This window comes from Haloechinothrix sp. LS1_15, from assembly GCF_033042135.1.
Taxonomy (GTDB): Bacteria; Actinomycetota; Actinomycetes; order Mycobacteriales; family Pseudonocardiaceae; genus Haloechinothrix.
Genome location: NZ_WBXM01000014.1, coordinates 47,681 through 73,030, shown reverse-complemented (window position 1 = coordinate 73,030; position 25,350 = coordinate 47,681). Strand labels below are relative to the sequence as shown.

Annotated in this window: 27 protein-coding genes and 1 pseudogene; 19 read left to right on the top strand and 9 right to left on the bottom strand. The window is 69.4% G+C overall.

The window, feature by feature from the left end; all coding sequences use genetic code 11:
• Window positions 1-15: 15 nt before the first annotated feature.
• Window positions 16-854: pseudogene (locus F8178_RS18265) on the bottom strand (DDE-type integrase/transposase/recombinase); the annotation flags it as partial.
• Window positions 855-880: 26 nt separating this feature from the next.
• Between F8178_RS18265 and F8178_RS20470 the strand changes: the two are divergent.
• The 5 genes from F8178_RS20470 (at window position 881) to F8178_RS18245 (ending at window position 3,617) form a co-directional block, all read left to right on the top strand.
• On the top strand, window positions 881-1,180 hold the full coding sequence (locus F8178_RS20470) for a putative toxin (RefSeq protein WP_396345774.1): 300 nt from the start codon (window positions 881-883) through the stop codon (window positions 1,178-1,180).
• Between the two features lie 62 nt (window positions 1,181-1,242).
• Complete coding sequence (locus tag F8178_RS18260) at window positions 1,243-1,959, top strand: hypothetical protein (RefSeq protein ID WP_317496058.1); 717 nt, start codon at window positions 1,243-1,245, stop codon at window positions 1,957-1,959.
• A 62-nt stretch (window positions 1,960-2,021) separates the two neighbouring features.
• Window positions 2,022-2,444, top strand: coding sequence for a hypothetical protein (locus tag F8178_RS18255; protein WP_317496057.1), 423 nt, complete (start codon window positions 2,022-2,024; stop codon window positions 2,442-2,444).
• A 587-nt stretch (window positions 2,445-3,031) separates the two neighbouring features.
• The gene (locus tag F8178_RS18250) at window positions 3,032-3,262 is read left to right on the top strand and encodes a hypothetical protein (protein WP_317496056.1); all 231 of its coding nucleotides are present in this window, start codon (window positions 3,032-3,034) and stop codon (window positions 3,260-3,262) included.
• Window positions 3,263-3,290: 28 nt separating this feature from the next.
• Complete coding sequence (locus F8178_RS18245) at window positions 3,291-3,617, top strand: hypothetical protein (RefSeq protein WP_317496055.1); 327 nt, start codon at window positions 3,291-3,293, stop codon at window positions 3,615-3,617.
• A 78-nt stretch (window positions 3,618-3,695) separates the two neighbouring features.
• Here the strand turns inward: F8178_RS18245 and F8178_RS18240 are convergent, their stop codons facing one another.
• On the bottom strand, window positions 3,696-5,333 hold the full coding sequence (locus tag F8178_RS18240) for a DNA repair helicase XPB (RefSeq protein ID WP_317496054.1): 1,638 nt from the start codon (window positions 5,331-5,333) through the stop codon (window positions 3,696-3,698).
• 43 nt (window positions 5,334-5,376) lie between these two features.
• Window positions 5,377-6,351 carry an ABC transporter substrate-binding protein gene (locus F8178_RS18235; protein ID WP_317496053.1) on the bottom strand — a complete coding sequence of 325 codons (975 nt, stop codon included), beginning with the start codon at window positions 6,349-6,351 and terminating at the stop codon, window positions 5,377-5,379.
• A 295-nt stretch (window positions 6,352-6,646) separates the two neighbouring features.
• Between F8178_RS18235 and F8178_RS18230 the strand changes: the two genes are divergently transcribed.
• The 3 genes from F8178_RS18230 to F8178_RS18220 all read left to right on the top strand — a co-directional run bounded on the left by F8178_RS18230 (window position 6,647) and on the right by F8178_RS18220 (window position 10,472).
• The gene (locus F8178_RS18230) at window positions 6,647-9,478 is read left to right on the top strand and encodes a nitrate- and nitrite sensing domain-containing protein (protein WP_317496052.1); all 2,832 of its coding nucleotides are present in this window, start codon (window positions 6,647-6,649) and stop codon (window positions 9,476-9,478) included.
• A 193-nt stretch (window positions 9,479-9,671) separates the two neighbouring features.
• Window positions 9,672-10,040 (top strand): roadblock/LC7 domain-containing protein, encoded by a 369-nt coding sequence (locus F8178_RS18225; RefSeq protein ID WP_317496110.1) that lies wholly within the window; start codon window positions 9,672-9,674, stop codon window positions 10,038-10,040.
• 12 nt (window positions 10,041-10,052) lie between these two features.
• The gene (locus F8178_RS18220) at window positions 10,053-10,472 is read left to right on the top strand and encodes a DUF742 domain-containing protein (protein ID WP_317496051.1); all 420 of its coding nucleotides are present in this window, start codon (window positions 10,053-10,055) and stop codon (window positions 10,470-10,472) included.
• A gap of 34 nt (window positions 10,473-10,506) precedes the next feature.
• Here F8178_RS18220 and F8178_RS18215 read toward each other — a convergent pair whose 3' ends face one another.
• Entirely contained in the window at window positions 10,507-12,852 is a 2,346-nt protein-coding gene (locus F8178_RS18215; RefSeq protein WP_317496050.1) for a helicase-associated domain-containing protein, read from the bottom strand.
• Between the two features lie 148 nt (window positions 12,853-13,000).
• On the opposite strand from F8178_RS18215, the gene F8178_RS18210 reads away from it, so the two are divergent.
• The 4 genes from F8178_RS18210 (at window position 13,001) to F8178_RS18195 (ending at window position 16,145) form a co-directional block, all read left to right on the top strand.
• The gene (locus F8178_RS18210; RefSeq protein WP_317496049.1) at window positions 13,001-13,189 is read left to right on the top strand and encodes a hypothetical protein; all 189 of its coding nucleotides are present in this window, start codon (window positions 13,001-13,003) and stop codon (window positions 13,187-13,189) included.
• A 118-nt stretch (window positions 13,190-13,307) separates the two neighbouring features.
• Window positions 13,308-14,693: an NAD-dependent malic enzyme gene (locus F8178_RS18205; protein ID WP_317496048.1), complete on the top strand. Its 1,386-nt coding sequence runs from the start codon at window positions 13,308-13,310 to the stop codon at window positions 14,691-14,693.
• A 28-nt stretch (window positions 14,694-14,721) separates the two neighbouring features.
• The gene (gene moaC, locus F8178_RS18200) at window positions 14,722-15,201 is read left to right on the top strand and encodes a cyclic pyranopterin monophosphate synthase MoaC (protein WP_317496047.1); all 480 of its coding nucleotides are present in this window, start codon (window positions 14,722-14,724) and stop codon (window positions 15,199-15,201) included.
• A gap of 2 nt (window positions 15,202-15,203) precedes the next feature.
• Window positions 15,204-16,145 (top strand): molybdenum cofactor biosynthesis protein MoaE, encoded by a 942-nt coding sequence (locus F8178_RS18195; protein ID WP_317496046.1) that lies wholly within the window; start codon window positions 15,204-15,206, stop codon window positions 16,143-16,145.
• A gap of 198 nt (window positions 16,146-16,343) precedes the next feature.
• Here F8178_RS18195 and F8178_RS18190 read toward each other — a convergent pair whose 3' ends face one another.
• A complete protein-coding gene (locus F8178_RS18190) occupies window positions 16,344-16,979 on the bottom strand; it encodes a transglycosylase family protein (RefSeq protein ID WP_317496045.1) in 636 nt (211 codons plus the stop codon).
• Between the two features lie 410 nt (window positions 16,980-17,389).
• Complete coding sequence (locus F8178_RS18185) at window positions 17,390-17,674, bottom strand: MoaD/ThiS family protein (RefSeq protein ID WP_317496044.1); 285 nt, start codon at window positions 17,672-17,674, stop codon at window positions 17,390-17,392.
• A 185-nt stretch (window positions 17,675-17,859) separates the two neighbouring features.
• Between F8178_RS18185 and F8178_RS18180 the strand changes: the two genes are divergently transcribed.
• The 6 genes from F8178_RS18180 to F8178_RS18155 all read left to right on the top strand — a co-directional run bounded on the left by F8178_RS18180 (window position 17,860) and on the right by F8178_RS18155 (window position 22,968).
• A complete protein-coding gene (locus F8178_RS18180; RefSeq protein WP_317496043.1) occupies window positions 17,860-18,276 on the top strand; it encodes a TOBE domain-containing protein in 417 nt (138 codons plus the stop codon).
• On the top strand, window positions 18,273-19,037 hold the full coding sequence (gene modA / locus F8178_RS18175; RefSeq protein ID WP_317496042.1) for a molybdate ABC transporter substrate-binding protein: 765 nt from the start codon (window positions 18,273-18,275) through the stop codon (window positions 19,035-19,037). The genes F8178_RS18180 and modA overlap by 4 nt, the downstream gene beginning before the upstream one ends.
• Entirely contained in the window at window positions 19,030-19,860 is an 831-nt protein-coding gene (locus F8178_RS18170; protein ID WP_317496041.1) for an ABC transporter permease, read from the top strand. Before modA ends, F8178_RS18170 begins: the two co-directional genes overlap by 8 nt.
• 14 nt (window positions 19,861-19,874) lie before the next feature.
• Window positions 19,875-21,017, top strand: coding sequence for an ATP-binding cassette domain-containing protein (locus F8178_RS18165; protein WP_317496109.1), 1,143 nt, complete (start codon window positions 19,875-19,877; stop codon window positions 21,015-21,017).
• A 51-nt stretch (window positions 21,018-21,068) separates the two neighbouring features.
• Window positions 21,069-21,872: a metallophosphoesterase gene (locus F8178_RS18160; RefSeq protein ID WP_317496040.1), complete on the top strand. Its 804-nt coding sequence runs from the start codon at window positions 21,069-21,071 to the stop codon at window positions 21,870-21,872.
• 226 nt (window positions 21,873-22,098) lie between these two features.
• Window positions 22,099-22,968 carry a DUF742 domain-containing protein gene (locus F8178_RS18155; protein WP_317496039.1) on the top strand — a complete coding sequence of 290 codons (870 nt, stop codon included), beginning with the start codon at window positions 22,099-22,101 and terminating at the stop codon, window positions 22,966-22,968.
• Window positions 22,969-22,991: 23 nt separating this feature from the next.
• On the opposite strand, the gene F8178_RS18150 is transcribed toward F8178_RS18155, so the two are convergent.
• Window positions 22,992-23,246, bottom strand: coding sequence for a hypothetical protein (locus tag F8178_RS18150; protein ID WP_317496038.1), 255 nt, complete (start codon window positions 23,244-23,246; stop codon window positions 22,992-22,994).
• 198 nt (window positions 23,247-23,444) lie between these two features.
• Here F8178_RS18150 and F8178_RS18145 point away from each other — a divergent pair, with 198 nt between their 5' ends.
• Window positions 23,445-23,831: a cold-shock protein gene (locus tag F8178_RS18145; protein ID WP_317496108.1), complete on the top strand. Its 387-nt coding sequence runs from the start codon at window positions 23,445-23,447 to the stop codon at window positions 23,829-23,831.
• Between the two features lie 31 nt (window positions 23,832-23,862).
• Here the strand turns inward: F8178_RS18145 and F8178_RS18140 are convergent, their stop codons facing one another.
• Together F8178_RS18140 and F8178_RS18135 are read right to left on the bottom strand one after the other, a co-directional pair.
• Window positions 23,863-24,423, bottom strand: a complete 561-nt coding sequence (locus F8178_RS18140) for a DUF2771 family protein (protein WP_317496037.1) — start codon at window positions 24,421-24,423, stop codon at window positions 23,863-23,865.
• Between the two features lie 63 nt (window positions 24,424-24,486).
• Entirely contained in the window at window positions 24,487-25,305 is an 819-nt protein-coding gene (locus F8178_RS18135; RefSeq protein ID WP_396345766.1) for a glutaminyl-peptide cyclotransferase, read from the bottom strand.
• Between the last annotated feature and the right edge of the window lie 45 nt (window positions 25,306-25,350).

Sequence of the window (25,350 nt, the reverse complement as noted above, 5' to 3'; positions counted from 1 at the left end):
CGACGACCCCTGGAATCCGCCTTGCGACCCGGCATCGGAGTGCGCGATCAACTCCCCGCCGGCCACCGGCTGTCCCTCGCGGTCGCGCTGCCACAGCGCCATCCGCAGCGGGATCATCACCAGCGTGGTGTCCTTGGGCATCGCGGCGTGCCAGGCCACGATCTTTTGGGCGAACACGTCGACGATGAAGGCGACGTAGACGAATCCGGCCCAGCTGCGGCAGTAGGTGAAGTCGGTGACCCACTTGGTGTTGGGCGCGGCTGCGGTGAAGTCGCGGTCCAGCAGGTCACCGGCCCGCTTACCGTCCCTGGCCGGGATCGTGGTCCGGATGCCCTTGGCCCGCCGCACACCGGACAGCCCCCACGTGCGCATCGCGTCGATCACCTGCGCGTCGGTGAGGGTGCGGGCCGCCACCGGACGGACGGTCCGGCGCCACTCCCGGTAGGTCCGCGCGGCGATCTGGCAGCCCTGCTCGGACAGGACTCGACAGATCGACTCGACCGCGTGGCCCTCGACACGCATCGCATCGATGAACCCCGCGATCAACGGCTGCGGGGGTCGAGTTCGGCCGCGAAGAAAGTCGTGGCCGCCTTCAGAATCGCCACGTTCTCACGCAGCTGACGGTTCTCGACCTTCAGCCGCTTGATCTCCTCGCGCTCCTCACTACTCACCCCGGGCCACTCGCCAGCGTCGACCCGGGCCTGGCGCACCCACCGGCGCACCGACTCCTGGCCGACCCCGACCTGCCGCGCCACGACCTCGCACGCCGCCGTCAGCGACGGGTACTCCTGCAGGTGCTCAAGCACCAGCCGCACGGCCCGCGCCTTCAGCTGCTCATCGATCCTCTTCGGCATGAACTGCATCCTTCCAACTCAGAAAGATGCGGCATCAAACCTGGGGCGATTCAGCCGGAGCCCGAGAACACTATAATATTGGCGAAAAAGAAGCGATAACGGTAAATAATCGAGATCGTATACCGGATGGTATTACATCCAAGGGAGTGCATGAGGTCAAGAATGTGAAATATTTAAGCAATACGAGACAGATTCGTGATTATAAGCAGTTTGCCGACAGTACGGGGCGGAAGCTGCATCTAGACACCCGGACCGACACTAGGCTCGCTGAGCCGTTACGAAAGGCTGTACGCGATGGTAAGATAAAATGGCGACCCATTCCGTAATCGTATCGGCTCACTAGAAAAGGGGTAACAGTATGGGAACTGATAGGAACCGAAAGGAGCCAGTGACGGCTGGGGAGTTGATGGCGGAGTTGGAGGCGGATCCGGAGTGGGTGGCTGAGCGGGATCGCCGTGAGGCGGAGATGGCTGCACGGCAGGCGGAGTTGCGGCGGGCGGAGGCGCCGTTGGTGGCGGAGTTGCGTGAGTTGGGGTATGCCGTTGATTCTGCCTGGGATATGTACAAGTATAAGCCTTATGAGGACGCGGTAGCGGTCTTGGTAAGGCACCTGGGGGTGGATTATCCGGCTCGGGTTCGTGAAGGCATTGCCCGTGCACTGAACGTTCCGGCGGCTCGGTGGGCGTGGGATGAGGTGGTGGCGGCGTTTCGTGGTGAGCAGGAGAAGGGGGCGAAGGATGCGTTGGCGGTGGCGGTGGGGTCGTTGTGTGATGTGGGGGATGAGCGGCAGGTGGCTGAGGTGATCGAGTTGGCTGGGGATGCCGCGCATGGGAATAGTCGGTTGTTGTTGTTTGAGACCTTGGAGCGTTCGGGTCGGGCGGATGCCTATGCGGTGTTGGAGCGGGCCGCCGAAGACTCGACTGTGTCGGCCAAGGCGCAGGAGGTGTTGCGGCGGTGGCCCCGTCCTGGTGAGGGGGTTGCTGGTGGGCAGGGTGAGGCCAGGTGGTCGGTGGAGGGTTTGGTGGCGTCGTCGGCGGGTGATGAGCCGTGGGTGCGGGCGCGTGCGGGTGGTTCGGCGGAGTCGCGGGTGCGGGGCGATGGGTAACGCCCGTGCCGTGATGTCGGGTCGTGGGCGTTGTTGAGTGTTGCTGGTGAGGGAGGTGTTGTATGGGTTTGGCGGTGTCGTTTGATTGTTGGGAGGGGCCGTATAGCTCGTTTAATCGGTGGCGTACGGGTTTGGCGCGGGCTGCTGGGTATGCGGTGGCGCCGTTGGGGGGTGGTGAGTTGCATCCGGTGGTTGATTGGGGGCATGTGGATCAGGCGCGGATGCAGGGTGAGTGGGATCGGGTGCCGTGCACTATTGTGGGGGAGCCGGATCCGTTGTTGATCTTGTTGACGCATGCCGATAATGAGGGGCGGATTAAGGCCGAGCATTGTGGCCCGTTGGCGGATCGGCTCGATGAGTTGGTGTCGGTGTTGCCCGTCGAGCACGATCCGGAGCTGGGGGGGAGTTGGCAGGGGGTGACCCGGCAGTTCATTGTTGGGCTGCGTGATGCGGTCGAGGAAGGCGAAGACGTCGAGTTCGAGTAGGGTGTGTCGAGTTGCGGCCTGTTGGCGGAGGGCGGGGCTGGCCCAGACCGGTGCCCGGCAGGTGCACGGGTAGGCGTACTCGAGCCAGCCGCCGGCGACATCCAGCGATGGGGACGGGCTACACGAGGAGCGGAATCCCGTTTGTTCAGGGCGCGACTGCGCGGTTCTCTACGCTGCGTGGTCCTGGTTTGACGCAGCCGATGGAAGACAAGCTGGAGAGGTTCCAACGCAGGCCGCTTACTGTGATTGAGCTGGACGACGTGGTGCCGCGAGATGCGAATGAGGTCCTACGCTGACTTGGGCGCTTGTTATGGCTAGGGGCGTTCGAGGGCGAATTCGAGGTAGTCGGGGGCATGCGCTCGAACAGTTGCAGTGCGGGATCCGGATTCGGAGTCGTCGGCTGAGGATAAAGGTGTTGCAGGAGGGCGGGCGGTTCGTTGGGCCGGCTGTGGCAGGCCGATGGTTCGCCTGGTCGTCGGTGTATTCGGATAGCGACCGTGGGGAGAAATGGCTTGCACCCGGCGATCGTCGCTCCGTACTCTGCGCCTGGAATTGGCGGGTCGAGGAGGGGATCGTGGTGCGGTGCCATGACCGATGACGGCGTGAACTTGGATGATTTATTTGCGCAGTTCACCGGCGATGGCGCTGTTGTCGTTGCTCGGAGTTACGGTGGGCGGATCGCCGAGCTTCCCGACGGCACGTTGGTGGGGTTGCGGAAGCGCTGCCGTTCCGGGCTTCTCGGTACGACCGGTCATCTCACCTTGGATCTCTTCTTTCCCGACGGGAGGCGCGAGTATGTGCGGGTTCCTCCGGAGTGATATCGAGGCCGTGAAGCGGAAAGTGCTGGTGAACGGAACCGAGGACTGGGTGGATGTAACGGTTCCGCTGGGTGCGGCTATGTCGACGCAGCGCAGGCCGGACAAGTTGGCGGCGTTGCCGCTGGCGATCCATGCTGTCAAGGAGTTGTTGCGTGACGGCCTGGTGTGTGCCGGCGACGCCGATTGGGAGCAGGGTCGTTTCCGGCCGTGGTCGTTACCCGTGGACGTGGTCGAGAGCTATATCGACCGCGCGGCGCGTGAGCTGGAGCCACCGATCGCGTTCGGTGACCTGTTCTGGCTGGAGAACACTCCCGAAGGCGATGCCTACGCGGAGGCCGACCTCGCGACCGACTGAGCAACACTGGGTGCCGGGGCGCCGGACACGGCGTGCGGCGTTGCCCAACACGCCGTGCCGGGGTGCCCGACACGGCGTCTACTGGAAGGCTTCGGCGTCGAGGATGCGGTAGGCGTAGCCTTGCTCGGCGAGGAAGCGCTGGCGGTGGGCGGCGTAGTCGGCGTCGATAGTGTCGCGGGCGACGATGGAGTAGAAGTGTGCCTGCCTGCCATCGCCCTTGGGGCGCAGCAGTCTGCCGAGCCGTTGGGCCTCCTCCTGGCGGGAGCCGAAGGTGCCTGACACCTGGATCGCCACGGCAGCCTCGGGCAGGTCGAGCGAGAAATTGGCCACCTTGGACACCACGAGGGTGCGGATCGCGCCGTTGCGGAAGGCGTCGAAGAGCTTCTGCCGTTCGGCGGTGCGGGTGGAGCCGTGCACGATGGGCGCGTCCAGCTCGTCAGCGAGCTGCTCCAGCTGGTCGATGTAGGCGCCGATCACCAGCACCTGCTCGCCATCGTGCGAGTCCATGATGGAGCGGACGATGGGCGTCTTGGTGCGGGCGGTTGAGCAGATCCGGTACCGCTCCTCGGCCTCGGCGGTGGCGTAGCGCAACCGCTCGTCGTCGGTGAGCGTGCTGCGCACCTCGACGCAGTCGGCGGGCGCGATCCACCCCTGCTGCTCGATGTCCCGCCACGGCACGTCGTACCGTTTCGGCCCGATCAACGAGAACACATCGCCCTCGCGGCCGTCCTCGCGCACCAGCGTCGCCGTCAACCCGAGCCGCCTGCGCGACTGCAAGTCGGCGGTCATCCGGAACACCGGCGCGGGCAGCAGGTGCACCTCGTCGTAGATCATCAACCCCCAGTCGCGGGAGTCGAACAGGTCGAGGTGCTTGTACTCGCCCTTGGTCTTGCGGGTGACGACCTGGTAGGTGGCGATGGTGACCGGCCGGATCTCCTTGGTCTCCCCTGAGTACTCGCCGATCTCGTCCTCGGTCAGCGAGGTGCGCGCGAGCAGCTCCCGCTTCCACTGCCGCGCGGCCACGGTGTTGGTGACCAGCACCAGCGTGGTGGCCTGCGCCGCCGCCATGGCCGCCGCGCCCACCAGCGTCTTGCCCGCCCCGCAGGGCAGCACCACGACCCCGGAGCCGCCCGCCCAGAACGAGTCCGCCGCCTGCCGCTGGTACTCGCGTAGCTGCCAGTCGTCCTCGACCAGTTCCACCGGGTGCGCCTCGCCGTCGACGTACCCGGCCAGGTCCTCGGCCGGCCAGCCGATCTTGACCAGTGCCTGCTTGAGCCTGCCCCGCTCGGAGGGGTGCACGGTCACGGTGTCGTCGTCGACACGCTGCCCGATCATCGGCGCGACCTTCTTGTTCCGCAGCACCTCCTCCAACACGGCGCGGTCGGTGGTGGTCATCACCAGCCCGTGCGCGGGGTGGTTGCTCAGCGTCAACCTGCCGAAGCGGCCCATGGTGTCGACGATGTCGATCAGCAGCGGCTGCGGTACCGGGAACCGCGAGTAGGTGGTCAGCGCGTCCACCACCTGCTCGGCGTCGTGACCGGCGGCGCGCGCGTTCCACAACGCCAGCGGGGTCACCCGGTAGGTGTGCACGTGCTCGGGCGCGCGTTCCAGCTCGGCATACGGGGCGATCGCCAGCCGGGCGTCATCCGCCTGCGGGTGGTCGACCTCGAGGAGGACGGTCTTGTCCGACTGCACGATCAGCGGTCCGGTAGTCACATCCCCTTTATAACGTGCCCGCGCTACGGCTCAGCAGGAGCGTTCATTCATCGCCGGGCACCATCGCCGCCACGTCGAGCTGCTCGTCCAGCATGCCGGTGGCATGCATCAGATCGGCGACCCGCTGTAGCCGCCCGGTGTTGAGCACGGTGGGAAAGCTTCCCAGCGCCACGAGCGCGGCCGCGGTCGCGTCGATCGAGGTGAAGTCCGGCAGCGATCCTCGGATCAGTGTGGGGTCGCTGCCCAGCGCCTGCGACCGTTCCAGCAGCGAGCGGAACAGCGCGAACGTCTCGGGGTAGGCCTCGGCGGTGTCGCTGGTCGTGACGTAGGACGATACGGGGAAATCCCGCATCGGACCGCGCGCGGCGTCGGCGAGAACGGTGGCGCCGTACTCGCGTTGCGCGGTGTTGATCCGTGGTTCCTCGAGCCATACCGCGTCGAGCTCGGTACCGGCCAGTGCACGCATCAGGCCCGCGAAGTCGTCCTCCACGAAGGTGATCTCGTCGTGTTCGATGCCCTCGGTCGCCAGCAGTGAGTGCGTGGCGAGCCTGCCGAGGTCGGCATCGGGGCCGACGCCGATGCGGGGCTGGTGCATCGGAATCCTGCCTTCCGGCTCGACCGGGTCCTCGTCCTCGGTCTCGCCGTCCTCCCCGGCGCCTGGCATGGTCATCAGCGCCATGGTCGCCGCGCCCGCGAGGTAGGCCTCGCCCTGGAACTCGTACCGCACCCCTTCGGCGGCGCCCGTCAGCACGGACACGTTGTCAGCGAGCGCGAGGTCGACGTCCCCGTCCTCCAGCGCGTCGAGGGCGCCGGACCGGGTGGCGTGTTCGACCATCTCGACATCCACCCCGCGCCGCGCGAACAGGCCTTGGGCCACCCCCAGACGGAGGCATACCGCGTCGATGCTGTCGGTCACCCCGATCCGCAGGGTGTCCAGCTCCGGCTCAGGGGGCGGTTGCCGTTCGGCGTGCCCGCCGACCACCGAGCACGCGCTGCCGAGCAGTGCGGCCATGAGCATGACCGCGATTCGGCAGGGGCGGTGCCTAGAGCGCCTGGGCATGGGGGCCTTTCGCGTGTCACGTCGACGTGCGGGGCCGGATTCTATCCATCTCCAGGGCACAAACCCGCCGGACATGCGCTGCACGTGCGTATGCACAGCACGATCTGCCTTTCGTGGAGTCGGTCCCTACCGATACTCTTACTGCTGGGTAAGTAACCGCCATTGTCATAGCCTGATCGGTGGACTCGAACGTAGTCCGCCATGGGCAGCAAGCCCTGGACAGGGGAACGAGGTCCTGGAAAGGAAGCCAGGTGTGGCCGGTCGCAGTAGCCGTCGTTCCGGCGACACTGCCGTAGCCTCGGAGGGGGGCAGCGACCGGCCCGGCAACGACGAAGCGGAGTCGTTGGGCCCCGACCCCGAGCCGCGCGGCCGCTGGCGGTTACGTAACTGGTCGTTGCGCAGCAAGCTGTTCGCGATACTGCTGATACCCACCCTGGTGGCGCTCGTCCTCATCGGTATGCGGCTGTCCTCCGAGTACGCCTCCGCCGAGCGGCTCGAACAGCTGTCTACGAGGGTGAGCACGGAGGCCTCGCTGGCCGGACTGGTGCACGAGCTGCAGCGGGAGCGAGACCTGACCGTGGCCTACGTCGCGGGCGGGCGCGAGGACGACCTCGACGTACTGGTCGAGCAGCGGGACCGGGTCGACGAGCGCATCGGCGGTTTCAGCACCGAGTTCCGGCAGGCCCGCGCCGAGATGCACCGCGAAACCGTGGCCGAGTTCGACGAGGTGAGCGAGCGGTTGGAGGTGCTCACCGGCCTGCGGTACGCCGCGGAGCACGAGCAGTACCCGCCCGAGACGGTGCTGCGCTCCTACAGCGAGGTGATCTCCAGCCTGCTCGACGTGCGCGAGGAGGCGGTGGCCTCCATCCGCGAGCCGGAACTGGTGCGGTTCCAGATCGTCGGGGTGACCCTGGCCAGGGCCAAGGACACGATGTCGGTGGAGCGCGCCATCGTCGCCGAGGCCCTCCGGCAAGGGGAGCTGCGGCAGGAGGCACTGCGCGAGCTGATCGGCACGCAGGCCCAACGGGACACCGCGCTGGAGGACTTCTCCCAGTACGCCACCCAGGAGCAGCAGCGGGCCTACGAGGAGATCGTGACGGGCGCGGTGGTCGACGACGCGAACCGGATCAGCGAGTCCGTCATCACCCGGGCGGAGAGCGACCGCGCGCTCGACGGCATCGACGCGGCCGAGTGGGACGCCGCCGCGACCGAGACCGTGAACCTCGCCTACGAGACCGAGAGCGAGCTGCTGGGCAGCATGCAGGAACGCACCGACGAGCTGGCGGCGCAGGCCACCGCTGCCACGCTGCGGGACGGCGCGATCGTGCTCGGCCTGCTGGTGCTGGCCGGGTTGCTGACCGTGGTGATCGCCCGCTCACTGCTGCGGCCGCTGCGGTTGCTGCGCAGCACCGCGCTCGACGTGGCCGAGCGCAAGCTTCCCGCCGCGGTGCGCGGTATGCGCGACGACCCCGGTGCCCGGTGGTCGACCGAGATCGCTCCTGTCCCGGTGTACAGCCGGGAGGAGCTGGGTCAGGTGGCACGGGCGTTCGACGCGGTGCACGGTGAGGCGGTGCGGCTGGCCGCCGAGCAGGCCGCGCTACGCACCAACGTCAACGCCATGTTCGTCAACCTGTCCCAGGCTGGACGGGAGCTGGCTGAGCGGCAGCTGGCCGTGCTCGACCGGATGGAGGCCGAGGAGACCGACGCGGAAACCCTCGCTGGCCTGTTCGAACTCGACCACCTCGCCGCACGGCTGCGCAGGATCGGCGAGAACCTGCTGGTACTCACCGGGAACGACTACGTGCGGATGTTGCCTGGCACCGTCGGTGCCGCCGAGGTGTTCGGTGCGGCGCTGTCGCAGATCGAGCAGTACCAGCGGGTGCAGCTGGCCTCGGTGCCGCCGATCGCGATCCGTGGCGACTCGGCGAGCGACGTCGTGCACGTCATCTCCGAGCTGCTGGAGAACGCCACCAACAGTTCGGACCCGCAATCACCGGTGACGGTCACCAGCTCGGTCAACCACAGGGGGGCGTGGCTGGTCGAGATCACCGATCGCGGTCCCGGCCTGTCGCGGGACGCGATCGAGCGCATCAACGCCAGGCTCAGCGAACCCCCCGAGATCGATGTCGAGGCCACGCGGCGGATGGGGCTGTACGTGGTGGCGTGCCTGGCGCAGCGGCACGGGCTGCGGGTCTGGCTCCGCCCCGCCCGTCCCGTGGGGCTCGTCGCGTCCTTGCTGGTGCCTGCCGAGCTGGTCAGTGACCTCCCGGAGGGCGCGCCTGATGCCTCCTCCGTGGCGCCGCTGCGCCGTCCGGACCTGCGCAAGACCGACAAGCTGCGCAGGCCGGAGGCCCCCCAGCCCGAAGGCCCGTCCACCGGCCCGGCACCCGCCGGTCCACCGAAACGGGCGCCGGTGGTGCCCGACCACCCCTCGGGGGGCACGGAGCCGCCCGTGACCCACCCGCTCGACGAGGAGCAGCCGACCGAGCGTTTCCGGGCGTACCAGGAACTGCTCACACGCTGGTTCGATGCGCTGCACACGCGCGGTGAGGCCGGTGACGCGGCTGGCGAACCGGCACGGCGGCCACCGGGGAACGTGCCAGGTACGGAGCACCAGCAGCCGTGGCAGGTACCGCAGGCCGACGCGCAGCGTCCGGCCGCATCCCGGCCGAGCGCGCCGGAACCCGAGGACGGCAAGAGCGCCGACGTCGACGGTCCCACAGTGCGGAACATCACCCATGTGAATGCGGCCATTGGGGTGAACTTGTCCAACGGTACGCACGATGGGACGACGGAGGACGACGCGTCCGGCCGGGACGAGTTGACCCTCGGGGAGGACTATCTCGACCTGGTTGATTACGAGGGATCGCCCGCGCTCGAGACGGTCCGTGGCCTGGTGGAACGGGATCATACCGACGGGTGGCAGGACCCCGGCGGGGGCTCGCAGGCGCTGGGCGAAACGCCGGTCTCGCGGCAGCCGCAGGCCGTCGGCGAGCGGATGGCGAGCCTGATCGACGGCGTGCAACGGGCTCGACAGGAGCGTGGCGATGAATATGCTGGCCGCGACGGCAGCTCGTCGGGCTAGGTCGTGCCTCACGGCGGGTGGACCGGTGCCGAGGTCACATCGGTGGCAGCTTGCCCATCCCGTACGGGGTGGGCAACGCCGGTTGCTGGCCGAGGACACGATGTGCAGGCAGGTCACCCTGGACTGAGGACGCGTCGAGTAGGGAGAGGCAGTGACTACGTCCGATGGCCAGTCGGGGCATGCCGGCTGGTTGATGTCGGACTTCGTCCGGCGTGTCCCTGGGGTGGCACACGGGGTGGTGGTCTCCGGCGGGGGCAGCCTGCTCGGGCGTTCCGATGGGCTCCCGCAGCAGCGGGCCGAACAGCTGGCAGGCGTTGTCGCCGGGCTGATACGTACGACCTCGGGTGCAGCGGAGCACCTGTCGGCCGGTCGCGTGCACCAGGCCGTGCTGGAGATGGAGCGCGGCTACATGTTGCTGATGACGGCCGGTGACGGTTCCTGTTTCGCGGTGTTGGCCTCGCCACGAAGCGAGATGGGAACTGTGGCCTACGAGCTGGCGTTGCTCGTGGACCGGGTGGAGGAACCCACCACGCAGCAGCCGGATGGCGTGCAGGACGATTGACGGGGGTGAGCAGTGACGAGTGAGCGTCGGGACGCGGGTCAACCGCATGTGTACCCGTTGCCACGCGACGGCTCGGCCGCACCGGAGCAGCGCAGGCGCACTCTGGTACGGCCGTACGCGCGCACAGGGGGTCGGACCCGGCCGGAGCACGATTTCGAGCTCGAGGCCATGGTGTCCACCACCGATGCAGGCATGCGTCACGAGGGGGTGCAGACTATGGAGCAGCGCAGTATCTGCGACTTCTGCACCCAGCCGCGTGCCATCTCCGACATCGTCACCGAGCTCGGCCTGCCGATCGGTGTCGTGAAGGTGATCGTGGCCGACATGATGCGGGCGGGCCTGGTACACGTCCACGACCCCGGCCTGCCGTTCGGTGAGGCCTCCTCCCGGCAGTTCCTCGACCGGTTGCTCAGCGGGCTGCGCAACCTGTAGCGGGGCGGTACCGGGACGGCGGGCGGCGGGCTGGTCAGGACTCGACGAACGCCGCGGAGGTGATCCGGTGCAGCGGGTACCGCTCGTCACCTTCGCCTTCGAGCACGCCACCCGCCACCCGCTTCGGCGTGACCACGCGCTGGCTGGCGGTGCCGTGGCTGTCCACCAGCCCGATCCACACCTCTCGTCGCTGCTTGCTCGCCCGCGCCAGCAGCTCCAGCGTCGCCGAGGTGTCCCCGGTGCCCGCCGGGTTGCGCACCCCGGCGCCGCGCCGTGAGCCCGCTGCCCGGTCGCCAGCGCGGATGCGGGCGACCACCTCGGTGGCCCGGTCGGAGCTCGGTGAGCTCGCGTTCGGCCGTGACCGCGCGCGGGCGGGCGCCCGACGGGGCGCGCGGTCGTCCGCGGCGCGTAGGTCGACAAGCCGCCCGTCGGGAGCTTCCGCGGCGGGCGCGAACCCGCGTTCGCGGAGCCCGTCCAGCACGTCGGCGAGCGGTAGCTGGCTGACCAGCACGGTGGGGGCGATCTTCTGCAACTGGAGCTCGTGGCCGGCCGGGCTCGCCAGGATCTCGGTGAGGGTGACCTCGTCGTCGCAGCGCAGGAACGAGGCGCAGGCGCCGCCACGCAGCCGACCGTGCCTGCGTGCCACGTCGTCGATCAGGTAGCTCAGCCCCTGGGGCACGGGGGTGCTCGACCGGTTGGCGAACAGCTCGTGCAGTTCCTCGGCGGTGCGCCCGCTGTCGAGGGCGCGCCGGACGGACCGTTCGGTCACCCGGTACACCGTGGCGTGCCCGGCCGATTCCACATCGGCGACGGCGTCGATCTCGGCGGCGAGGCCGGGTTCGAGCGGCCCCGGCGCCACCACGGTCAGATCGGCCTGCACCAGCACGTGGTCCACCGGCGCGGGCAGCGCCTCGGCCATGGCGGCGGTGGCGCGACGCCTGCGCTCATCGGGGGTCTCGTCGGTCTCGTCGTCCCCGTGCCCGGCGGCGTCGCCGCTGCTGGACTGGCGTGCGGCGTCACCGCCGTCGCCCGCGAGCAGGATGCGGCTGGCCGTGGTGACCGCGCCGAGCGCCACCATGCCCAGCGCGGTGGCCTCGGCCAGTGTCGCGCGCACGGTCTCGTCGCGCAGCGCGCCGCCCCGCCGAGGGTTGCGCCAGGCCAGCAGCGCGACGAGCTCCTCGCCGTCGGCGATACCGGTGCCCTCGTCGAGTTCGGCCAGCGCGGCCAGTACCCGGCGCCGGTCGGTGACCGCACGCGGCCGGTGCAGCTGCTCGGACAGCGGGGCGGGTGGCTTGTCCTTGCTCTCGGCCTTGCGGCCACCCCCGCCTGCCGGGTCGCGCGCGAGGCAAGGCAGCCGGGGCAGGTCGAGCCACGCCGTGGCCAGCATGGCCCACCGGTATGAGGGCGGCGAGCCGAGCCAGCTGTCGGCGAGCGTGGTCAGCATCCACTCCGGCTCGGTCGCCGTGCTCTCGGCGACCAGCCCTGCGCCGTAGGCGAGTTCGGCGAGCAGCACCGCGCGGTCGTGATCGACGTCGAGCTCGCGGCAGATCCTGCGGATCTCACGCACCCCGAGACCGCCTGCCTTCAGCACCGGCGGCGGCGTCCGCTCCCAGGACCTCAGCAGCGTCTCGAGCTGGCGTGCCAGCTCACCGAACTCCCCCGCGGCGGTCTCGTCCACCGTCGCGGCGGAGTGCGGGTGGGTCCGTACGGCAGGCTCGTCGAGGGTCGATTCGGGAAACGGCGAGCCGCCGCGCAGCGCGATGCCGATCTGCCGTGGCAGCTCCACAGTCTGCGCGTCGGCACGCAGCAACAGTCCCCTGGCGAGCAGCTGCTGTACGGGGCGCTCAGCCCGCTCCAGCGGCACCTCAGATGCGGCGTCCCGGCTGGTGCCGACCGGGGGTCCGTTGGCCAGCGTGGCCAGCAGCCTGCGTTCCGGCTCGGTGAGTTCATCGAGCAGCTGCCGCACGTCGACCCCGCGCAACGCAGGCGCCTCCCGCCCCAGCCCGGCCGGGTAGGGGCCGAGGGCTTCGCGGGCAGCCGGGCTGGTCCGCAGTGTGTCGTCGTCACCCCAGACGAGCGCGAGGTCTCGCAGCCGGGCGGTCGCGACGGCAGTGGACCTGCCGACCAGCGTGTCCAGCTCGCTGTGCGGCACAGGCCCCGTGTCGGCATCGAGCAGCAGCAGCGCTTCGAGTGTCGCCAGCGTGAAGGTGTCGAGCTCTTCACAGGCCCGCGCCACCGAGCCCGGTGTCGTGGCTCGCCCGGCGAGCACGGCGCTGTCGGCGGGGGGTGGGGTGGCCAGGTCGCGGCGCACGCTGAGTAGCCGTGCGAGGCGGCCGTCGCTTATCGAGCGCAGCCAGTCTGCCAGGGACGTTGCCGACACGGCGCCACGATACCGGCGGCGGCCGCGGCCACGCCGTAGCCGGGTACGGCCGGGTGGTGGGTCCCACCACCGCGGGAACCTCGCTGCCACCGCGCGCCCGCGATACGGCAAACTGGAGAGTAGGAACCGAACCCTTGCGGAGGAGATCGTGGCGAACAGCAAGAAGGTTGATCCCGACCGTATCGATCCCGACTGGCCGCGGCTGGGCGACGGCGAGATGCCGGTTTCCGAACTCGCCGCGGACAAACAGGGTGCGCTGTCCCCCTACGGCGAAGTGACCTTCCCGCTGGACGCAGTCCCGTACGAGCACCCGGAGACCGAGATCAACCGGTCCTGAGTCGCCGCGACGCAGCTGTGCGGCCGTGATCTTCGTAACGACGCCTGCTTCGGCCGGTGGTGGCTAAAAGGATAGGGTTTAAATCACAACCACCGGATCACGTTGATACGAGGTACGCATGGCTGTTCCAGGACCTGGATATTCCATCACCGTCCGTGTCGAGGCGCCCGCCGCGGTCAGCACCGCCGGGGATCTCACGTCCACCGTGACCAAGGCGGGCGGGGTGCTCACGGCGTTCGACATCGTCGAGTCGCACCCCGACAGCATCGTCGTCGACATCAGCGCGAACGTGCTCAACGAAGGGCATGCCAGCGAGGTCACCCATGCTTTGGAGGAGCTCGACGGCGTCCACGTGCGCAAGGTCTCGGACCGGACGTTCCTGCTGCACCTCGGCGGGAAGCTGGAAGTCTCCTCGAAGGTGGCGCTGCGCAACCGTGACGACCTGTCCCGGGCCTACACCCCGGGCGTCGCGCGGATCTGCCAGGCCATCGCCGCGAACCCGGAGGACGCGCGCAGGCTGACCATCAAGCGGAACACCGTCGCGGTGGTCACCGACGGCTCCGCCGTGCTGGGGCTCGGCAACATCGGCCCGTCCGCCGCACTGCCGGTGATGGAGGGCAAGGCGGCGCTGTTCAAAAAGTTCGCAGGCGTCGACGCCTGGCCAGTCTGCCTGGACACGCAGGACACCGAGGAGATCATCCGCACCGTGCGGGCGCTGGCCCCCGGCTACGCGGGGATCAACCTGGAGGACATCTCCGCGCCGCGCTGCTTCGAGATCGAAGCCAGGCTCCGCGAGTCGATGGATATCCCGGTCTTCCACGACGACCAGCACGGCACCGCGATCGTGGTGCTCGGTGCGCTGCGCAACGCCCTGCGCGTGGTGAACAAATCGATCACCGACTGCAGGGTCGTGGTCTGTGGCACCGGCGCGGCAGGCTCGGCGATCATCAGGTTGCTCAACCGACTCAGCCCCGCCGAGGTCATCGCGGTGGACAGCAGGGGCATCCTCACCACCGAGCGCGACGACCTGCACGACAACCTTCGGTGGCTGGCGGAGAACACCAACTCGGAAGGCCGGTCCGGCAGCCTGCACGACGCGCTGGTCGGTGCCGACGTGTTCATCGGGGTCTCCGCGCCGAACCTGCTGGATGCCACGCACGTCGCCAGCATGGCCGACGACGCGATCGTGTTCGCGTTGGCCAACCCCGACCCGGAGATCGACCCGGTCGAGGCCCACAAGCACGCTGCGGTGGTGGCCACCGGCCGGAGCGACTACCCGAACCAGATCAACAACGTGCTGGCCTTCCCTGGCTTCTTCCGCGGCCTGCTGGACGCCCACGCCCACGAGATCACCGACGACATGCTGGTGGCGGCCGCGAACGCGATCGCGGACGTGGTCGACGGGGAGCGGTTGAACGCCTCGTTCATCGTGCCGAGCGTGTTCGACTCCGCCGTCGCGCCCGCCGTGGCGGACGCGGTCAAGCAGGTAGCCGCCGGCGGGTGAGCGGCGGGCCGGAACTATCCTGCTAGGCGTGAGTGACTTCAGCCACCTGGATTCCACCGGTGCGGCCCGGATGGTCGACGTGTCGGAGAAGGCCACCTCGGCGCGTACGGCGGTGGCCGCCGGGGCGCTACGCACCACGCCCGAGGTGATCGCTGCGCTGTCGGGTGGCCGGTTGCCGAAGGGTGACGCGCTGGCCACGGCGCGGATCGCGGGGATCATGGGTGCCAAGCGCACCCCGGACCTCGTCCCGCTGTGCCACCCGATCGACATCTCGGGCGTGGACGTCGCCTTCGAGCTCGGCGACCGCGAGGTGCGGGTGACCGCGACGGTGCGCACCACCGACCGCACCGGCGTGGAGATGGAGGCGCTGACCGCGGTGAGCGTCGCCTGCCTCGCGCTGCACGACATGGTCAAGTCGGTGGACGCTGCGGCGACGATCGACGGGGTGCGCCTGGAACGCAAGGAGGGCGGCAAGTCCGGGGTGTGGACGCGGCCGGAAGGGCGGTAGAGATGGGCTACAGCGCGCGGGTGGTGGTGGCCTCCAACCGGGCCGCCGACGGCGTCTATCCGGACCGTACCGGCCCGATCATCGTCGGCTGGCTGGCCGAGCGGTCCTTCGATGTGCCCTCGCCGGTCGTGGTGCACGACGGGCAGGCGGTGACCGAGGCGTTGCGCGAGTGCGTCGCCGAGGGGGCCGACCTGGTGATCACCACGGGCGGTACCGGGATCTCGCCGACCGACCGCACCCCGGAGGCCACGGCCGCGGTGCTGGACTACGAGATCCCCGGTCTGGCCGATGTGGTGCGGGACGCCGGGCTGCCTGGGGTGCCCACCTCCGTGCTGTCACGCGGCACCGCTGGGGTGGCCGGTCGCACCCTGGTGGTGAACCTCCCCGGCTCGACCGGTGGGGTGCGTGACGGCCTCGCGGTCCTGGACGGCGTGCTGGAGCACGCGCTCGAGCAGTTGGCGGGAGGGGATCACCCGCGGCAGGAACACGCGGGCGAGCGCTCGGTCGCGGGCGACTCGCCGGTGGCGGTCCCGGTGTGTGAGGTCACCGAGCAGCCGATCACGGCGGAGGGCCACGGTGCACTGGTGGCTGATCGCTCCGCCGGTGCCGTGGTGAGCTTCGCTGGCGCGGTCCGCGACCACGACAGCGGCAAGCAGGTGTCTTCGCTGTTCTACGAGGGTCATCCGAGCGCGAAGGAGACCCTTGAGGCCGTGGTCACCGAGGTGACCGGGCGCCATCCCCAGGTCAGGTCGGTCGCGGTGAGCCACCGTATCGGCTCGCTCGACATCGGTGATGTCGCGCTCGCTTGCGCCGTGGCGGCCGCCCACCGAGGTGAGGCCTTCGCGGCCTGCTCCGACCTGGTCGACACCGTCAAGCAGCGCCTCCCAATCTGGAAGCACCAGGTCTTCGCAGACGGCACCGATGAGTGGGTCAACTCCCCCTGATCACACGCGCCGTGTGCGAGCCGAAGGGACCCTTCGGTACACATAGGGCACCGGGGGACCCCTTCGGCTCGCCCCCTCGCCGGGGCGGTGTGGTCATGAGGAGGCCCCACCGCCGGGCAGGGCGATGGGGCCTCGGGCCGCGCGCCGGAGGCGCGTGGCTATATCACGCTCGGATGACCGTGATCAGCGGTCGGAGCATCAGCTCTCGGTGGCGATCTTCTGGCCCACCAGGATGAAGTCCGGGTCGCCGATGTAGTCCTCGTTCAGCTCGTGCAGCTTCTCCCAGCCGCCGTCGATGTCCTTGGCGTTGGCGATCTGGGACAGGGTGTCGCCCTCCTCGACGGTGTAGTCACCGTCAGGGTTCGACTCTGCGATGCGTGTCTTCTCCGGAGCAGCCTGCTGTGGCTCGGTGCTCTGGGTTTCCTGCGGTTCCGGGGCTGGCTCGGCGCCGCCGGTGTTGGTGCCCTGGTGGCTGGCACCGGAGCCGGCGTACTGCCCGCAGACGGGCCATGCGCCGATGCCCTGGCCCTCGAGGACGTTCTCCGCGATGCGGATCTGCTCCGCACGGGATGCCTCGTGCGGCATACCGGTGCCGCCGTAGGCCTCCCAGGTGCTCAGGGCGAACTGCAGTCCACCGTAGTAACCGTTACCGGTGTTGATGCTCCAGTCACCGTTGCTCTCGCACTCGGCGATGGCGTCCCAGTTGACGCTCTGTGCCTGGGCCGGGGTAGCGGCCACTGCCAGCGGTGCGCCGAATGCCAGGCTCGCGACAGCGACGCGAGCGATGTTGCGGGTAGCTGTTGATGTCTTGCGGTGCTTGGCTCGGTAAGACATGTGGCATCGTCATTCCTCCGCGCCGCGTTGCGCTCGGGGATCGCTCCCCGCTCCCTGTCCCGGAGTTTGCTCTCGCTCGGGGTATGGATCCGGGGGCCGCAGGACAGGGATTGGCGCACGGCTCCCCGGGTCTTTCCTGGCTGGTCGGGGCCAACCGGAGACGACAGTACGTAGCGAGATTCAAGATCGGAAATCGAGAGCTATGTGATCTGGATCACTGTAACGAGCCAAAACTTGTGACGATCCCGATATATTCGCAGGTCAGGCCGCCGTTACCGAACCGTGTCCGTCTCGAAATTTTTCACCCTAAGTGAGGGATGCATCACGTCGATTTGGACCTCTGGGCCGTTCGTGCCGCGCTCGGGGAATCCGGCATATGCGGCGTAGTGGCGAAAAGTGCGCAAATTTCGTTAACCGCCTGCGAACGGGGGAAGAACATCCAGCTCCACGTCGGCGCCGAGGGGCGTGGCGCCGTCCCGCACCGCGACGCCGTCCACCAGGAAGCTCGCCACTCGCAACACGCGGTCCAGCTCCGCGGAGTGGTGCGAGCGGAGCCGTTCGACGGCATCGGCGACGGTGCTACCGCTGGGCAGCTCCACGGTCTCCCGCTCGGTTCCGGCAGCGGCCCTGGCCGAGGCGAAGAACCGCACCCGCACGGTGATCGTGCCGGGGTTGCCCGCCGGGTCGCTGCTCATGGGCAGTGATCGTATCCGGCTGCCGTCAACTGCTGATGATCGGGGTCACAGCGATCGGGCGACTATCGGTATCCGGCCAGGTGGTGGCGTGGGTCGGTATGTGCGGGAAGTCCGGTGGCTTTAGATCCGCGTAAGCGGACGTTTGTCCACTAGTTTATCTGCAGATGCGGAGATAGCATCTGCAGATGACCTGTTTCCGGTTCGCCGAGGCAGCCAAGGTGCTCGGTGTGAGCGACGACACCATCCGGCGCTGGGTGCGCTCCGGCCAGCTGCCCTCGGATGTCGACAGCGCTGGTCGCAAGGTCATCGACGGCGCCGAGCTGGCCGCTTTCGCCAGGCGCGCGGCACGGCGGGAGGGCGCTGGCGGGGACACCGCGATCTCCCGGTCGGCACGCAACCAGTTCGAGGGGCTGGTCACCGAGGTGCGCGCCGATGGCGTGATGGCCCAGGTGGAGATCCAGGCCGGGCCGCACCGAGTGGTCTCGCTGATGAGCGCCGAGGCCGTGGCCGAGCTGGGGTTGCGTCCCGGGGTGCTCGCGGTGGCCGTGGTCAAAGCCACCACCGTCGTCGTGGAGACCGCCGCAGGCCGGAGCGGGCGATGACGTCCCGTGCGGTCACCGCGCTCGCCTCGGTGGCGCTGGCCACCGCGTTGCTGGCAGCCGGGTGCACCCCGGGAGGCGACCGTGACGTGCTGACCGTCTTCGCCGCCTCCTCGCTCACCGAGGCGTTCGGCACGCTGGAGGAACGCTTCGCCGCCGAGCACCCTGGCGTGGAGGTACGCGTCAACTTCGGCGGCTCCGCGCGGCTGGCCCATCAGCTCCGTGAGGGTGCGCGTGCCGACGTGTTCGCAGCGGCCGACCCCGAATCGATGCGGGTCGCCGTGGCCGCGGGCCGCATCGACTCGGAACCGGCCGAGCTGGTGCGCAACCACCTGGTGATCGCGGTAGCGGGAGGCAACCCGGAGGGCATCGACGACGTCACCGACCTCGCCCGCGCCGACCTGCACGTGGTGACCTGTGCGGCGCAGGTGCCGTGCGGCAGGGCCACCCGACGGGTGCTCCAGCAGGACGGCGTCGAGTTACGGCCATCGAGTGAGGAGCTCTCCGTCAAGGCCGTGCTGCACAAGGTGCGGCTGGGTGAGGCCGACGCTGGGCTGGTGTACCGCACCGACGTGCGCGCGGCGGCAGGCGAGGTCGACGCCGTCCCGGTGCCGGACACGCCCGCGGCCATCACCCCTTACCGGATCGCGGTCACCGCCGACGCGTCGCAGCCGGAGCTGGCCGCCGAGTTCCAGCGGTTCGCGCTCGGGCCGCACGGGCGTGCGGTGTTCGCCGAGGCCGGGTTCGAGGTGCCCGATGGCTAGCGCGGCAGGCGCTGGAACGAGGGGTGCGGGGCGCAGCGTGCCGGTGGCGGTGCCGCCGCTGCTGTGGGTGCCAGCCGGGGTCGCCCTCGCCCTTGTCGCGCTCCCTGTCGCGGGCCTGTTGCTGCGTGCCGATATCGGCAGGCTGCCCGAGCTGCTCACCTCGCAGGCTTCGTGGCACGCGTTACGGCTGTCCGTCCTGACGGCTTCGCTGTCTACTGTGGCCTGTGTCATTCTCGGCCTGCCACTCGCCGTGGTGCTGGCACGAACCACCGGCCGTGTCGGCGTGTTGCTGCGCACCGTTGTGTTGCTCCCCCTGGTGCTGCCTCCTGTCGTGGGTGGGCTGGCCTTGCTGTACCTGTTCGGGGTGCACGGCTTCCTCGGGTACCTGCTCGATGTCGTCGCTGGTGTGCGCGTGCCGTTCACCACCGCGGCGGTGGTCATCGCGCAAACTTTCGTGGCGATGCCGTTCCTGGTGGTCAGCCTGGAGGGAGCGTTGCGTTCCGGCGGTGCCGAGCACGAGCGTGTTGCCGCGACGCTCGGGGCGAGACCGTGGACGGTGTTCCGGAGGGTGACCTGTCCGCTGCTGCTGCCCGCCCTGGTGTCCGGAGCGGTGCTGAGCTTCGCGCGGGCGCTCGGCGAGTTCGGCGCCACCATCACCTTCGCGGGTAGCCTCCAGGCGGTCACCAGAACGCTCCCGCTCGAGGTCTACGCCCAGTCCGAATCCGATGTCGACAGCGCGATCGCGCTGTCGTTGCTGCTCATCGTGATCGCCGTCGTGGTCATCGCGGTTGCCCGGCCACGCTCGCTTCGGGAGGGGCCGTGACGGTGACGACTGGGATGGCGGGGCTGACTGCCGAGGTGCGGGTACGCCGCGACGGGTTCACGCTGTCCGCACAGGTGGAGGCGGAACAAGGGGAGGTCATCGCGGTGTTCGGGCCGAACGGGGCTGGCAAGTCCACGCTGCTGGACTGCGTCGCGGGACTGCGCAGGCCGCAGTACGGCACGGTCCGGCTCGGCGGGCGCACGCTGACCGACTGCCACGCGGGCGTGCACGTCCCACCGCACGCGAGGGGCGTCGGGCTGCTCGGACAGCAGCCCCTGCTGTTCCCGCACCTGTCGGTGCTCGGCAACGTCGAGTTCGGACCGAGGGCGTGCGGTGCGGGAAAGCGTGCGGCTCGCCGGGTGGCCGACGAGTGGCTGGAGCGGCTCGACCTCGCCACGCTCGCCGACCGCAAACCGGCGCGGCTGTCCGGCGGGCAGGCGCAGCGTGTGGCACTGGCGAGGGCGCTCGCTCGTTCCCCCGAGCTGTTGTTGCTCGACGAGCCGCTGGCCGCACTGGACGCTGAGACCGCGCCCGCGATGCGCTCGCTGCTGCGGGAAGTCCTGCGGCATGACGGGAGCCGCACGTGCGCGTTGCTGGTCACCCACGATCCGCTGGATGCGCTGGCACTGGCTGACAGGATCATCGTGCTGGAGCGCGGCGCCGTGGTGGAACGGGGGCGGACCGGGGAGGCGCTTGCCGCCCCGCGCACCGGCTTCACCGCACGCATCGCCGGGCTGAATCTGGTGACCGGCCACGCGGTCGACGGCGGCCTGCGCACCCTGCCCGGCACGATGTTGGCTGGGATGCACGCGCCGGACGCGGTGCGAGCACAACCCGCCGTCGCGGTGTTCGCGCCGAGCGCGGTCGTGGTTTACCGAGGGGCCTGCCGGGCAGACGGTCGGGTCCCCGAGGTGGTGGGCAGCCAGCGCAACCTGGCGAACGCGTTGGTTGGCGCCGTGGAGCCGCACGGCTCGGTGGTCCGGGTGCGGCTCGCCGCCCACCCCGACCATCCGGAGCACGCCTGGGTCGCAGGCATCGCGGCGGATCTCACCCCGACTGCGGTGGCGGAGCTGGGTCTGGAGCCGGGCCGGGCCGTCGGTGTCGCGGTGAAGGCTACGGCGGTCGAGGTGCATCCGGCCGTCACCGCGGCGGGTTAGATCCCCGCTCGTGCGGCGCGGGGGTGGGCGGCGGGGCTTATCGTCGGGAGGGTGAGCGATGATCAGCCGCCCGTCTACGTGGTGGGTGACGTCCACGGCCACCGGGAGCCGCTGGTGGACGCCCTGCGGGAACAGGGCTTGGTGGATGACGAGGAGGACTGGGTAGGCGGTGACACCGAGCTGTGGTTCGTGGGGGATTTCGTGGACAGGGGGCCCGACGGCATCGGGGTCATCGATCTGGTGATGCGGTTGCAGGAGCAGGCCCCCGATCAGGGCGGTAGGGTGCAGGCGCTGCTCGGCAACCACGAGATCCTGCTGCTGGGTACCTACCGGTTCGGCGACACCGAGGTCTCCCCCGGGGTGGCGGGGCGCACGTTCGCCGCGAGCTGGGTCGTCAACGGCGGGCAGCTCTCCGATCTGGAACGGCTGACCGAGCGGCACGAGGAATGGCTACTCGGCAGGCCGCTGCTGGCTCACGCGGCGGGACACCTGCTGCTGCACTCGGACACACTGGAGTACTTCCGCTGGGGCTTCGATGTCGAGGAGATCAACAACGGCGTGCGTGCTGTGCTGGAGGGCCACGACGCCGAGCAGTGGTGGGAGGTGTGGCGCAGACTCACCACCCGTTACGCTTTCCGCGGCCAGGGTGGGCCGCAAGCGGCCGAACAGGTGCTCTCCCGGCTGGGTGGCTCGCGGATCGTGCACGGCCACAGCGTGATCGCCGACCAGGTCGGGCTGGATCCGGCCGACATCAGCGGACCGCACCTCTACGCGGGTGGGCTGGTGCTCGGCATCGACGCAGGCGTTTTCGCAGGCGGTCCGTGCCTGGTTGTGGAGCTGCCGTGGGAGGGTTGACGGTAGGGGACCGGGCGAATCCCACCGGCTCGTCCGGCGTTGCCGGTCCCGTGGGTAACCCGTGAGGAAACTGCAACGTGTGAGGATGGCACGCCACGTAGCCGCTCGACTACGATCGTCCGATCGGGTTATGGAGTGAACGGAGACGCAGAAGGGCCGGGAGGTGTCCCGGGAGGGGGAGAACCCCTTCTGCCGCAGGCGAGCATCGCGTGAGGAGTGAGGGGACGTGCCGGCAGATGAGCGTCCGGACGACGCCGAGCCAGCAGTCGCGTCCGTGAGCAGTGCCGAGGTCGCCGAGGGCGACGATGCGCCGATCACGCCGGGCGGCGAGCCCGGGGACGCCACCGGGAACCGTGAGGTCGAGCCGGAGCAGGGGGAGACCGCAGACGTCGCGGTAGACGATGCCGAGGACGGCGAGGCCCCCGCTGCCGGACCCACCGCCGAGGAGCGAAACGAACAGGTCCCGGCGGCCGAGCCAGAGCCGGAGGACCAGAAGCGAAAGGGCGCCCCAGAGGTCGCGGACCAGCCGAGCGAGGACGCCGCCGAGCGCGCGTATCAGGATCCCGAGGGAGATCCCGAGGCGGACGACGAACAGTCGTCTGCCGCCGAACCTGCGGGCGACGGCACTGAGGCCATCGAGCCTGCCGAAGCCGCTGCGCCTGCTGAACCCACTGAGGCTGGCGCGGACGCCACGGCCACCGCGGTCGTGGAGTACGGCGAGGATCCGGGTGAGAGCGAGCTGGACACCGGTGACGCGGGATCGTGGGTACGCCCCTATGTCTGGACCGGCGGGCGCACCGGAAGCACGGTCGAGTTCGCGCTGGAAACCCTGGTCAGCGCCCGTACCGATGCCGCGGTGGCGGACCCCGACTCGATGCGCGAGGAACACCGGCGGGTCCTGGAACTGTGCGAACAGCCGCGCTCGGTGACCGAGATCGCCGCGCTGCTGGCCGTCCCGCTGGGGGTGGCGAAAACGCTGGTCGGTTCCATGGCCGAGGACGGGATGGTCACGGTGCATCACCAGGACGCGTCCGCGATGAGCGGCCCGAACCTGGAGCTCATGGAGCGGGTGCTGCGTGGCCTGCGTAACCTGTAGGTCACCTCGCGGGTCGTGGCGCTTCAGACGTGCGTTACGCGCTGCGAGCGTGCCTCCCTGACCAGGGTGATCAGGCCGAGACCGAAACCGGCCGAGGTGCACCCGACGGCGGTCACACTCAGCCACAGCGGCAACTCGGTATGGCCGAAGGCGTAGAGCCCGAACACCACGGCCACCGCGAGTAACCCGATCGCGAACAGCGCGATCGCCGTGACCATCATGCGGGACGGGCGGTCGCGGGAGGCCGTATGCTCGGGGTTACTGATCGGGGCGGACATGGCATACAGACTAATGGTTTCTCCTGCCGGAGCGAACCGCGATAAGCTGTAAGTAACGCGCGCCGGTGGGTATACCCTCCGGGGCGCGTTCGTCGTGCGTGTCGGTAGGCGGTCACTGTGGCCGCGCCGGTGCGCCGGGCGGTGGCGCCGCGGCACGTTCGGTATGACGGTTACGGGAACGAAGGAACGGTGAGTGCAGTGCCGACCGGCAAGGTCAAGTGGTACGACGCGGAGAAGGGCTTCGGATTCGTCACCCAGGACGGGGGCGAGGATGTCTATATCCGCAAATCCGCGTTGCCTCAGGGGGTCGACTCGCTCAAGTCGGGTCAGCGACTCGAGTTCGGTGTCGCCGACGGTCGGCGCGGCCCGCAGGCGCTGTCGGTCCGGTTGCTGGACGCGCCACCGTCGGTCGCCGAGGCGCAGCGGCGGCCCGCCGAAGAGCTGCACGGCATGGTCGAGGACATGATCAAGCTGCTGGAAGCCCGCGTGCAGCCCAACCTGCGGCAAGGGCGGTACCCCGAGCGCAAGTACACCAAGAAGATCGCCGAAGTGATGCGCGCGGTCGCGCGTGATCTCGACCCGTGAGGCGTCAGCCTGCTAGGGGCGAGCCGGGTATTCAGTCACGCGGTTCGAAGGTGATGGGCCAGATCCCGCGCGCCACCGCCTGCATCGCCCCCTGCTCGTCGAGGATCGGCTCGCCAGCCTGGTCGGCCGCGTAGGCGGCGCCGAGCTGTTGCACCTCCACCACCAGCAGGGTCGCCTCCGGGCTCGGCGGTTCGGCGGTGAAGGCGTACGACTCTCCCGGCGAGAAGAACTCCTGCTCGATCGGCAGTGGTGTGCCGTCGGCATCGGCCGCCTGCACGTTGACCAGCCAGGGCGTCTCGGCGACCTCGCCGGGCACCGAGATCTGCGCGGGTTCGCCGGGGCGCGTGGGCAGGGTGTGCTCGTCCGGTTCGCCGCTGTCGCACTCGGTGACGTGGACATCGCAGTAGGTCGACGGCTCCACCGTGACGGTCTCGCCGTCCGAGTACACCGTCATGTCGGGCGGTCCCACCTCGCCGCATCCCGCCAGCGCGAGCGCGGCGGCGCCGCTGACCGCGACGATGCGCGCCCGCGAGGACGTCACGGCGGTGCGTACGGTGACGATCGTGCGTGACCGGGCATCACCTCGAGCCATGCCAGCGAGGTTACGGGCAGCGGCGCCGCGTGCCGGTAGGGGGCTCGCATGCCGAGACCTGCGCTACACGCCGTCGCCTGCCTGCACGAACCGTACGCGGAACGTCGAGGGCCACAATTTGCCGGTGAGCAGGTACTGGTCGGTGCCTGGGATGGCGGCGATGCCGTTGAGCACGTCCGCGTCGTCCTCCTGGTCGGGTTCGAGCAGCCCCGAGGCATCGATCTCGGCGGTGACCTCGCCGGTTCCGGGGTCGATGCGGACGATCACGTCGCTCTTCCAGACGTTGGCGTAGACCCGGTCGTCCACGCACTCCAGCTCGTTGAGCTGCGTGACGGGCTCGCCTGCCGCGTGCACCGCGACCTCGTCGAGTGGGGCGAAGGTATCGGGATCGCGGAAGGTGAGGGTGTCGGAGCCGTCGCTCATGACGAGCCGGTCGCGCTCGTCCTGATAGCACAGGCCCCACCCTTCGCCTTCGTAGCCGACCCGGCGGATCTCCTCCAGGGTGTGCCGGTCGCGCTCGATCGCGATCTCCGATTTCCAGGTGAGTTGCCAGAGGCGGTCGTCTATGACGGTCAGGCCCTCACCGAACAACGGGGGAGGCAGCTCCTCGCTGGCGAGGATCTCGCCGGTGGCCGGGTCGGTGGCGCGGACATCCGATTCACCTACGATCCCGGTGCTTTCGTAGAGTATGCCGTGAGCGATCTCAAAACCCTGTGTGAAAGCGGTGGGGTCATGTGGAAGCGTCTCCAGAACGTCCGCGCGCAGCTGTTCCGGCGCCTGAGCGGCTCGCGGCTCGGAAGTGCTGCAGGCGGCTATCCCGAAGGCGATTCCCAGGCAGCAGGCGGCGTGCAGCAACCAGGGAACCCGCGTGGTGGTTCGCACGGTTCCAGCATGGCACGTCGACAGCGTGCGGCAGGAGCGCCAGGC

Coding starts and splice junctions, on each gene's coding strand:
- F8178_RS20470 (WP_396345774.1), top strand. CDS start 881: ATGCGGCATCAAACCTGGGGCGATTCAGCCGGAGCCCGAGAACACTAT.
- F8178_RS18255 (WP_317496057.1), top strand. CDS start 2,022: ATGGGTTTGGCGGTGTCGTTTGATTGTTGGGAGGGGCCGTATAGCTCG.
- F8178_RS18250 (WP_317496056.1), top strand. CDS start 3,032: ATGACCGATGACGGCGTGAACTTGGATGATTTATTTGCGCAGTTCACC.
- F8178_RS18235 (WP_317496053.1), bottom strand. CDS start 6,351: ATGCTCATGGCCGCACTGCTCGGCAGCGCGTGCTCGGTGGTCGGCGGG.
- F8178_RS18225 (WP_317496110.1), top strand. CDS start 9,672: ATGTCGGACTTCGTCCGGCGTGTCCCTGGGGTGGCACACGGGGTGGTG.
- F8178_RS18205 (WP_317496048.1), top strand. CDS start 13,308: ATGGCTGTTCCAGGACCTGGATATTCCATCACCGTCCGTGTCGAGGCG.
- F8178_RS18195 (WP_317496046.1), top strand. CDS start 15,204: ATGGGCTACAGCGCGCGGGTGGTGGTGGCCTCCAACCGGGCCGCCGAC.
- F8178_RS18190 (WP_317496045.1), bottom strand. CDS start 16,979: ATGTCTTACCGAGCCAAGCACCGCAAGACATCAACAGCTACCCGCAAC.
- F8178_RS18185 (WP_317496044.1), bottom strand. CDS start 17,674: ATGAGCAGCGACCCGGCGGGCAACCCCGGCACGATCACCGTGCGGGTG.
- F8178_RS18180 (WP_317496043.1), top strand. CDS start 17,860: ATGACCTGTTTCCGGTTCGCCGAGGCAGCCAAGGTGCTCGGTGTGAGC.
- modA (WP_317496042.1), top strand. CDS start 18,273: ATGACGTCCCGTGCGGTCACCGCGCTCGCCTCGGTGGCGCTGGCCACC.
- F8178_RS18170 (WP_317496041.1), top strand. CDS start 19,030: ATGGCTAGCGCGGCAGGCGCTGGAACGAGGGGTGCGGGGCGCAGCGTG.
- F8178_RS18165 (WP_317496109.1), top strand. CDS start 19,875: ATGGCGGGGCTGACTGCCGAGGTGCGGGTACGCCGCGACGGGTTCACG.
- F8178_RS18150 (WP_317496038.1), bottom strand. CDS start 23,246: ATGTCCGCCCCGATCAGTAACCCCGAGCATACGGCCTCCCGCGACCGC.
- F8178_RS18140 (WP_317496037.1), bottom strand. CDS start 24,423: ATGGCTCGAGGTGATGCCCGGTCACGCACGATCGTCACCGTACGCACC.